Source organism: Pseudomonas sp. FW305-28 (assembly GCF_017351395.1).
Classification (GTDB): Bacteria; Pseudomonadota; Gammaproteobacteria; order Pseudomonadales; family Pseudomonadaceae; genus Aquipseudomonas; species Aquipseudomonas fluorescens_AA.
Genome location: NZ_JACNDD010000215.1, coordinates 1 through 7,956 on the forward strand (window position 1 = coordinate 1; position 7,956 = coordinate 7,956).

General features: G+C 60.9%; 8 protein-coding genes and 2 pseudogenes. 7 read left to right on the forward strand and 3 right to left on the reverse strand.

The features are described from left to right. Window positions 1-50: 50 nt before the first annotated feature. The 3 genes and pseudogenes from J4E53_RS31235 to J4E53_RS30645 all read left to right on the forward strand — a co-directional run. A pseudogene (locus tag J4E53_RS31235) lies at window positions 51-827 on the forward strand (MCP four helix bundle domain-containing protein); the annotation flags it as partial. 258 nt (window positions 828-1,085) lie between these two features. Further along, window positions 1,086-1,685 (forward strand): annotated as a pseudogene (locus J4E53_RS31240) (methyl-accepting chemotaxis protein); the annotation flags it as partial. A 13-nt stretch (window positions 1,686-1,698) separates the two neighbouring features. Further along, a complete protein-coding gene (locus J4E53_RS30645; RefSeq protein WP_219734607.1) occupies window positions 1,699-1,845 on the forward strand; it encodes a hypothetical protein in 147 nt (48 codons plus the stop codon). Window positions 1,846-1,856: 11 nt separating this feature from the next. Here the strand turns inward: J4E53_RS30645 and J4E53_RS28730 are convergent, their stop codons facing one another. From J4E53_RS28730 to J4E53_RS28740, 3 genes are all read right to left on the reverse strand, one after another. Then, entirely contained in the window at window positions 1,857-2,225 is a 369-nt protein-coding gene (locus J4E53_RS28730) for a cupin domain-containing protein (RefSeq protein ID WP_103311167.1), read from the reverse strand. A gap of 100 nt (window positions 2,226-2,325) precedes the next feature. Further along, the gene (locus tag J4E53_RS28735) at window positions 2,326-3,132 is read right to left on the reverse strand and encodes an AraC family transcriptional regulator (RefSeq protein WP_103311169.1); all 807 of its coding nucleotides are present in this window, start codon (window positions 3,130-3,132) and stop codon (window positions 2,326-2,328) included. Window positions 3,133-3,329: 197 nt separating this feature from the next. Next, on the reverse strand, window positions 3,330-3,521 hold the full coding sequence (locus J4E53_RS28740; protein ID WP_060738752.1) for a DUF1508 domain-containing protein: 192 nt from the start codon (window positions 3,519-3,521) through the stop codon (window positions 3,330-3,332). A 302-nt stretch (window positions 3,522-3,823) separates the two neighbouring features. Between J4E53_RS28740 and J4E53_RS28745 the strand changes: the two genes are divergently transcribed. The 4 genes from J4E53_RS28745 to J4E53_RS28760 all read left to right on the forward strand — a co-directional run. Beyond that, window positions 3,824-4,792, forward strand: a complete 969-nt coding sequence (locus J4E53_RS28745; RefSeq protein WP_060738751.1) for a glycosyltransferase family 2 protein — start codon at window positions 3,824-3,826, stop codon at window positions 4,790-4,792. Window positions 4,793-4,794: 2 nt separating this feature from the next. Further along, window positions 4,795-5,505 carry a bifunctional 2-polyprenyl-6-hydroxyphenol methylase/3-demethylubiquinol 3-O-methyltransferase UbiG gene (locus J4E53_RS28750; RefSeq protein ID WP_103311171.1) on the forward strand — a complete coding sequence of 237 codons (711 nt, stop codon included), beginning with the start codon at window positions 4,795-4,797 and terminating at the stop codon, window positions 5,503-5,505. Window positions 5,506-5,549: 44 nt separating this feature from the next. After that, window positions 5,550-5,885: a GtrA family protein gene (locus J4E53_RS28755; RefSeq protein ID WP_060743069.1), complete on the forward strand. Its 336-nt coding sequence runs from the start codon at window positions 5,550-5,552 to the stop codon at window positions 5,883-5,885. Next, the coding region (locus J4E53_RS28760) for a DUF6311 domain-containing protein (protein WP_207268247.1) at window positions 5,882-7,956 on the forward strand (2,075 nt) is incomplete at its 3' end. The genes J4E53_RS28755 and J4E53_RS28760, both read left to right, overlap by 4 nt.

Consider the following 7,956-nt stretch of genomic DNA (forward strand, 5'->3'; position numbering starts at 1 on the left):
GGCATGGCTGCCGATAGGTAAGTTAATCCCCATGAAAGGAGTGACACCCCATGCTGCGGTTTTTTGCCGATCTGGGCTTTCGTTGGAAAATCACTCTGCCCATTGCGTTTCTCGCGCTGTTGTTGGTGCTGATGGGGTGGACGGGCATGCGTGGCATCGGTCAGGTGACTGAATCGAGCACGCAATTGACTAAACGTAATCTGCCGGCCATCAGCCTGTTGCTCAATGCCGATCGCGATCTTTATCAGGCTTTCGTCGCCGAGCGCAGCCTGCTGGATGGTCATGCGAATGAGCATATTCAAGCGCTGAGCACCAGTCACAGCGAGAATGCGAAGCAGGCTTATGATCGCGTACAGAAGTATGCCGCGATGCAACCCGGTGCCGAGGCGCAGGCCTTGGTCAGTCAGTTCAATGACAGCTTCGGGAAATGGATGCAGGTTTCGCGGCGGGTCGTCGAACAGTCTGTAAGGGATCCGCAGGGCGCTAGTGCCCTGAGCTTCGGTGACAGTGAACGCCTGTTCGAAACCATGCGGGACTCCATCGACAAGCTGGGTGACCTTGAAGATGCGGCATCGCATCGCGAAGGCGACGCAGCGATTGAAAACGGCGAGGCAGTCGGTGTGCAACAGGGTGCGATTCTGTTGATCGGCCTGTTCTGTTGCGTCCTTGTGCTTACTGTCTTGCCGCTGGTGGTGCTGAGCCCTATGCGTCGGTTGCTGCACCGCGTCGAGCAGATTGCCGAGGGCGGCGGCGATTTGAAAGGGCGTCTCGAGGTGCGCTCCGCTGATGAGTTAGGCCAGCTCGGTGGTGCCTTCAATCGTTTTCTCGATAAATTGCAGCCGTTGATTGCCGAGGTTGGACGGGTGACCGGAGAGGTGGACTCCGCAGCGCGTGCCATGGCCGATATGGCCGCGACGAATGACCGCTTGATCAGCAGCGAACATGCGGCGCTCGATCAGGTCAGCACCGCCGCCACCCAGATGAGCGCGGCGGTGCATGAAGTTGCGCATAACGCGGTGAGCGCCTCGGATGCCGCGCAACAGGCGAGCAGTCAGTCTCGGGACGGTGCTGAGGTGGTCAGCAGCACCATCGAGTCGATCCGCCAGTTGGCCCAGGAAGTGGAGAGCGCTTCGGGCACGATCGAGGCACTGGCCCAGGAAACCTCCAGCATCGGCGCCGTGCTCGAAGTGATCCGGGGCATTGCCGAACAGACCAACCTGCTCGCGCTGAACGCAGCCATCGAGGCGGCACGGGCGGGTGAGCAAGGCCGTGGTTTCGCGGTCGTGGCCGACGAAGTCAGGGCCCTGGCGGCACGCACCCAGGACTCGACCAAGGACATTCAGGTACGCATCGAGCGCTTGCAAAGCGGTGTCGCCAAGGCGGTGCAAGCCATGCAGGTCGGCAGCAGCAAGGCCCGGGACAGCGTCGAGCGCGCCGCAGGGGTTGATGAGGTGCTCAGCGGTACCAGCGGCTCGATCCAGCGGATCAACGACATGGCCGCGCAGATCGCCAACGCGTGTGAAGAGCAGAGCAGTGTCACCGAAGAGATTGCTCGCAACATCTCCGACATTCGCGACTTGTCCAACGAAGCGGCATCCAATTCCGCCCAGAGCATGCAGGCCAGTCAGCAGCTTTCGAGCCTGTCGAGAAACCTGGCGGAACTGACCGGCCGCTTCCGTACCTGAAGCCGGTGGTGTCGTGTCGACTGACGACCTCCTGCGAGCCCTGCATCAGCAGGGCTTTGTCCTGATGCCCGGTGTGTTGAATGCCGGGCAGGTCGCCGACCTGTGTTGGCCGATCGATGCAGGTGTGTTGGGCGATCACCAGGAAGCTGAATACGATTGAGCCTGGCTCAGTCAGATCCAGACATCGTTGACCGCCGTTCGCTCATTGGTTTCTTCGCCGGTATTGATCACGCCGCGAGGCTCGATCAACAACAGCTTCACTTCCTGGGCGGCGCTGGGCTTATGGTCCACACCTTTTTTGACCACGTACATCTCGCCCGGGCCAATCGTCACCGCGCCGTCGCGAAAGTCGATACGCAGTTCGCCCTCCAGCACGATGAAGGTTTCATCCGTATCGGCGTGGGCGTGCCAGATGAAGTCGCCTTCGAGCCGGGCGATCTTGAATTGGTAGTCGTTCATTTCGGCCACGACTTTCGGTGTCCACTGTTCCTGGAACAGGGTGTATTTCTGGGCGAAGTTGATGGGGGCGTAACGGGTCATCGAGGCATCTCCTTGGTGGGGTGGTGCGTCCTACTTTATGGTTCGAGCCAGTGTGCGTATTGGATGATCGTGCAGCTTTTTGCGCCGCGCAGTCGCTGTCCTAGCGTCGCATGTTCAGCCAGCGTGCCGGTGAAATACCGAAGGCTTGTGTATGCAACCGGGTCATGTGGCTCTGATCGAAAAAACCACAGGCCAGGGCCACTTCGCTCAGTGGCGCACCGTGGAAGGCCAGGCGTCGGGCTTCGCTCAAGCGGCGCTGGGTGATGTAGCGATAGGGGCTGGTGCCGTACAGCGCCCGGAAGTCCCGGGACAGACTCCATCGGTCCCTGCCGCTTGCCTGCACCAGATCGTCCAGGGTGATCACCTGGTCGAGGGCATCGTGGATGAACAGGCGGGCACGTTCTGCCGCCGGGTAGTCGATCAGCCGCCGTCCGCGCCTGTTGCCCGCCGCAACGTCGAGGGCCTGGGCCACATCGTAGATGGCGTCCTCTTCCTCCAGCGGGTCGAGGGGATGATCCAGGCTGTTCAACAATCGACGGGTCGCGATGTTGAGGCGGGGATCGCTGGACAATCCACCTTCGATGAAAGGCAGCGGCTTGCCCCCCAGCACCTGCTGGATCACCGACGGTTCTATATAGAACATCCGGTAACGAAAGCCATCGCGGGTCCCCGCTTCGCCATCGTGCACTTCGTCCGGGTGCAGGACGATGGTGCCGCCGGGCTGGCTATGACGCTTGCTGTGGCGATAGTTGAAGCTCTGGACGCCGGAAAGCGTGATGCCGATGGCGTAGGTGTCATGGCGATGGGTGGTGTAGCCATGCCCACTGAAATAAGCCTCGATGCGTTCCATTTTCCTCGATTCGGGCGCCCGCACCAGCCAGTCGCGGTTGTGGGTGGATCGAGTCATTGCACCGGCCTCCTGTTTTCGTCCGTATACCCTACCTGCCTGGCAACCATCGTCACAGCAAAAAAGCGGAACCGATGTAGGAGCTGTCGAGTGCAACGAGGCTGCGATCTTTCTCCAGACACTTGAATCTCAAGCGAAAGATCAAGATCAAAAGATTGCAGGCTTCGCCAGCTCCTACAGACCCCGCTTGGCGGTGCTCAGATCTCTTTCACGGGCGTCTCGTCATGGACGTTCTTGATCAACCTGACGGCGTGAAGGCAGTCACTCTTGTTCACATAGGCTTCGCCACTGGCGATCGTTTCGTGGTTGCCGGCTCTCAAGCGCCAGCGCCATTGGCCTTTTCCGGTGCTCGGGTTGCCTCGGGTCTGTCGATAGATTTCAAAATACATCGGTTCGCTCCCTGCGATTCATTCACTCAAGACATGCGTTGAACATGTGGCTGCAAGCCTAGCCAAGTGGTTGGTTTTGGCTATGGGAAATTCGTTTCCATTGGTTATCAAATATTGCTGGGCATGAGCGCTGGCCGGGAATTTGACCGTTACATTGTGAAAAGTCATGTTGCGAATATGTGGTCGGCTTAAGTTCTGACTGGATCCTTGCGTTGCCCTGCCTGGTCCTGCTTAATACGGTTCGACGCCTAGGGCCGGAAGCCCGATGGGACTGAAAACACTATAAGAAAAAGAGCCATCAAGTGACTGAATATCCAGGAGCGGATCTGCAAGGTCGTCTAGCGCTTTCGCTTGTCATTCCGGTCTATAACGAAGCCCAGTCCATCGATTTGTTCATGGCCAGGATCGACCAGGTCTTTGCCCATGAATCGCTGGTGAGCCTGGAACTGGTGTTCGTCAACGACGGCAGCGTGGACGATACGTTGGCGCTGCTGCTGGACAGGCAGAAGGCCGACCCGCGTATCCGCATCGTCGACCTGAGTCGCAACTTCGGCAAGGAGGCAGCGTTGAGCGCGGGCCTGCAAGCCGCCCGTGGCCAGGCGGTGGTGCCGATCGACGTCGATTTGCAGGATCCTCCCGAAGTGATCCTGGACATGATCGCCCATTGGCGCAACGGCGCCGAAGTGGTGCTGGGGCATCGGATCAATCGCGATTCCGACTCCTGGGCCAAACAGGTTTCCGCCAACGGGTTCTACCGGCTGCACAATAAAATCGCCGACCACAAGCTGCCGGAGAATGTCGGCGATTTCCGCTTGATGGATCGCTGTGTGGTCGATGCCCTTCTAACCCTGCCCGAATCGCGCCGCTTCATGAAAGGGCTGTTTGCCTGGGTGGGGTTCCGGACCACCCACGTGGACTACGTCAGGCCGGAGCGGTCCGCCGGTGAAAGCAAGTTCAATGGCTGGCGCCTGTGGAATTTTGCCCTGGAAGGCATCACCAGCTTCAGCACCGAACCGCTGCGTATCTGGACGTACCTGGGGCTTTGCGTCTCGCTGGTGTCCTTTGCATTTGCCATGTTCATCGTGTTGCGGACCCTGATTTCCGGGGTCGACCTGCCGGGCTATGCCTCGCTGATGGTCGCGGTCACCTTCCTGGGCGGACTGCAACTGATCGGCATCGGCGTGTTGGGGGAATACCTGGGCCGTACCTATATCGAATCCAAGCGTCGGCCGGTTTTCCTGGTGCGGCGCATCTATGACGCCAAGGACTGACCATGGATCTCAAGGAAACCGACATCCTCGGTCCCGATATCGAGCAGCATTGGTACTACCGATCGAAAGCGCGGGCCATGCTCCACATGCTCAAGGGCACCTCGGCCAGTACGTTGCTGGACGTGGGCGCCGGCTCGGGCTTTTTTTCCCATCACCTGCTGACCCATACCCCAACGGCCCAGGCCTGGTGCGTGGACATCAGCTATCCGGCCGACGCCGACGCCAGCACCGCCGGTAAACCGGTCCGCTACCGACGCGCCATCGACACGTTGGACGCCGACCTGGTGCTGCTGATGGATGTGTTGGAGCACGTGGATGATGACGTGGGCCTGCTCAAGGCCTACGTCGACAAAGTGCCGTCCGGCAGCCGCTTCCTGATCACCGTGCCGGCGTTCCAGTTTCTCTGGAGCGGGCATGACGATTTCCTCGAGCACAAGCGCCGCTATACCCTCAAACAACTGGAAAGCGTCGTGGTGCAGGCCGGTTTGCAGGTCCAGCAAGGGGCGTATTACTTCGGCCTGGTATTTCCCATTGCCGCCGGCCTGCGCCTGTTGCAGCGCAAAACCTCCGGGGCACCGGCCAAGTCGCAGCTTGCGCGGCATCATCCGCTGGTCAATGGCGTGCTGAGGACCCTGTGCAGCCTGGAACGTCCATTCATGGGGGCCAATCGTATCGCCGGCCTGACGGTGTTCTGCCTGGCGCAGAAGCCGTGACCTGGACGCACTCGCCGCTGCTGCGACGTGCCTTGCGCTTTGCCATGACCGGCCTGCTCGTCACCGCGGTGCATGTGGTGGCTGCCGTGCTGTTTGTGCACTTGATCCTGGCCAACCCGCCACTGGCCAACGGTTTCGCCTTTGTCGTGGCGACCGTGGTGTCGTACCTGATCAACACCCTCTGGAGCTTTTCCAGCCGCTTGCATGGCCGCACCCTTGGCCGTTTCGTCGTGGTATCGATCGGCGGGTTCGGGCTGGCGATGCTGGTGGCCTGGGTAGCCCAACGTGTCGGCCTGGATTACCTGGCGGGCATCGCGGCCGTGGCGCTGATCATCCCCGTGTTCACCTTCATCCTGCATAATTTCTGGACGTATCGATGACCGTTCGCGGCAAGCATTACCTGGTTTCCTTGTTGCCCATACTGCTGGGGGCGCTGGCGTTCCTGCTGGTGATCGGCCCGCGGGTGCTGGACCCGACGAACATCGCCTGGTTGGGGGAGGGCGATGCGGCGACCCATTACATGGGCTGGGCATTTTTCCGCAGTTCGCCCTGGACCTTTCCGTTGGGCATGAACCCTTCCTATGGGTTGGAGTTGGGCAACGGCATCATTTTTTCCGACTCCAATCCGCTGCTGGCGTTTGTGTTCAAACCCTTCAACGCCTGGCTTCCCGAGACGTTCCAGTATTTTGGCCTGTGGTTGCTGGCCTGTTTCATCCTGCAAGCCTGGTTCGGCTGGAAGCTGGTCGGCCTGCTGACGCCGTCGCTGTGGATCAGGCTGTTGGGTACCGGGTTGCTGGTGTTTTCGCCGCCGATGTTTCTGCGCATGGGCGGGCATCTGTCGCTGTCCGGGCATTTCCTGATCCTGGCGGCCTTGTACTTGGCGCTGCGGCCCGGTGTGCAAAAACGCCGGCTGGCCTGGGGCGGGCTGTTGGCCGCCACAGCGCTGGTACACGCTTACCTGTTGGCCATGGTGGCGTTGATCTGGCTGGCCGACCTTGCCAGTCAGGCCAGCAAGGGCCGAGTGTCCCGGCGCGATGCCTGGATCGAGCTGGGTGGCTTGTTTTTGCTGGTTGCGTTCTGTTGCTGGCAGGCGGGTTATTTCAGCGTGGGTGGCGGGACCGTGGCGGGGGGTTATGGGTTGTATCGCTTGAACGTGATGTCGCTGGTCAACCCCAGCGGCTGGTCACACACCTTGCGCGACATGCCCCAGGGCCCCGGGGACTACGAAGGTTTCAACTACCTGGGATTGGGTGTCCTCATGCTGGCGATCTGCGCTGGCGTGGCATTGCTGCAAGGCAACACCGGTTTGGCGAATGCCGTGCGCCACAGGCGACTGTTGCTGTTGGCATTGATCGGGCTGACGCTGTTTTCGCTGACCAACCACGTCGGCATCGGCATGCTGAATATGCACTACTGGCTGCCCAAACCCCTTGAACTTCTGGCAAACGTCTTTCGCGCGGCCGGTCGAATGTTCTGGCCCGTGTTCTACGCCATCGTATTTGTCGTCATCTTCGCGGTGATCCGCGGCAACAAGCCACGGGCAGCGGCGTGTCTGCTGGCCATCGCCCTGGTGGTGCAAGTGCTGGATACCCGCGCGGGATGGGCCGGCCTGCGCCAGAGCCGGATGGTGCCGGCGGCCTCGAGTTGGCCCACGGCCATGAACGATCCGTTCTGGGCCAGCGCGGCCGGTCATTATTCGAAAGTCCGGACGCTGTTGCCGCAGAACCAGCCGGACAACTGGCTGCTGACCAGCCAATACGCCCTGGCGCATGGCCTGGAAACCGATGGTGTGTACCTGGGACGCATGAGCGACCGGGCGATCGAGCGAGCCCAGCGACACGCCGATCAGATGCTTGCCAGCGGCCAGTACGCAGCCGATTCGTTGTACATCCTCGACCCTCGCGCCGCGCTCCAGGCGGCGAAAACCGTCAACCGCCAAACCGACCTGTTGACCCGTATCGACGGCCTCGTGGTGTTGGCGCCGGGCTGGAAAACCTGCGCCCAATGCCCGCCGGTTGCCGACGAGACGCTGGACATGCAGGTCAAGCTCGGTGAGCGCCAGGTGTTCAGCCGAATCAACGCCATGTTGGCCGAGGGCTGGGGGCGCGTCGAAGAGTGGGGCACCTGGTCGGAAGGGCCTGAGGCTGAGGTTGTTTTGCGCATACCGCCAGAAGCGCGGGCCATTTCGATCGAAGCGGCGGCGTTCGTGCAGCCCTCGCACACGCGCCAGCGGGTGGAGGTCTTGATCAACGGTGTTGAAGCGCTGTCGACGCAGTTCACGCGCTTGCAGGACAACACCCTTGAACTGCCCCTGACACCGCTCATTCGTGAAGCGATTGGCGCGGATGGGCGGTTGCGCGTGCATTTCCAGTTGCCTGATGCCATCAGTCCCAAGGCGCTGGGGCTGGGGAGCGACGAGCGAGTCATGGCGCTGGGGCTGAAATCGCTGAT

What these genes read in the sequence shown, in the direction of transcription:
- J4E53_RS28730 (WP_103311167.1), bottom strand. Translation starts at nt 2,225, where the DNA reads ATGACCCGTTACGCCCCCATCAACTTCGCCCAGAAATACACCCTGTTC.
- J4E53_RS28735 (WP_103311169.1), bottom strand. Translation starts at nt 3,132, where the DNA reads ATGACTCGATCCACCCACAACCGCGACTGGCTGGTGCGGGCGCCCGAA.
- J4E53_RS28740 (WP_060738752.1), bottom strand. Translation starts at nt 3,521, where the DNA reads ATGTATTTTGAAATCTATCGACAGACCCGAGGCAACCCGAGCACCGGA.
- J4E53_RS28750 (WP_103311171.1), top strand. Translation starts at nt 4,795, where the DNA reads ATGGATCTCAAGGAAACCGACATCCTCGGTCCCGATATCGAGCAGCAT.
- J4E53_RS28755 (WP_060743069.1), top strand. Translation starts at nt 5,550, where the DNA reads ATGACCGGCCTGCTCGTCACCGCGGTGCATGTGGTGGCTGCCGTGCTG.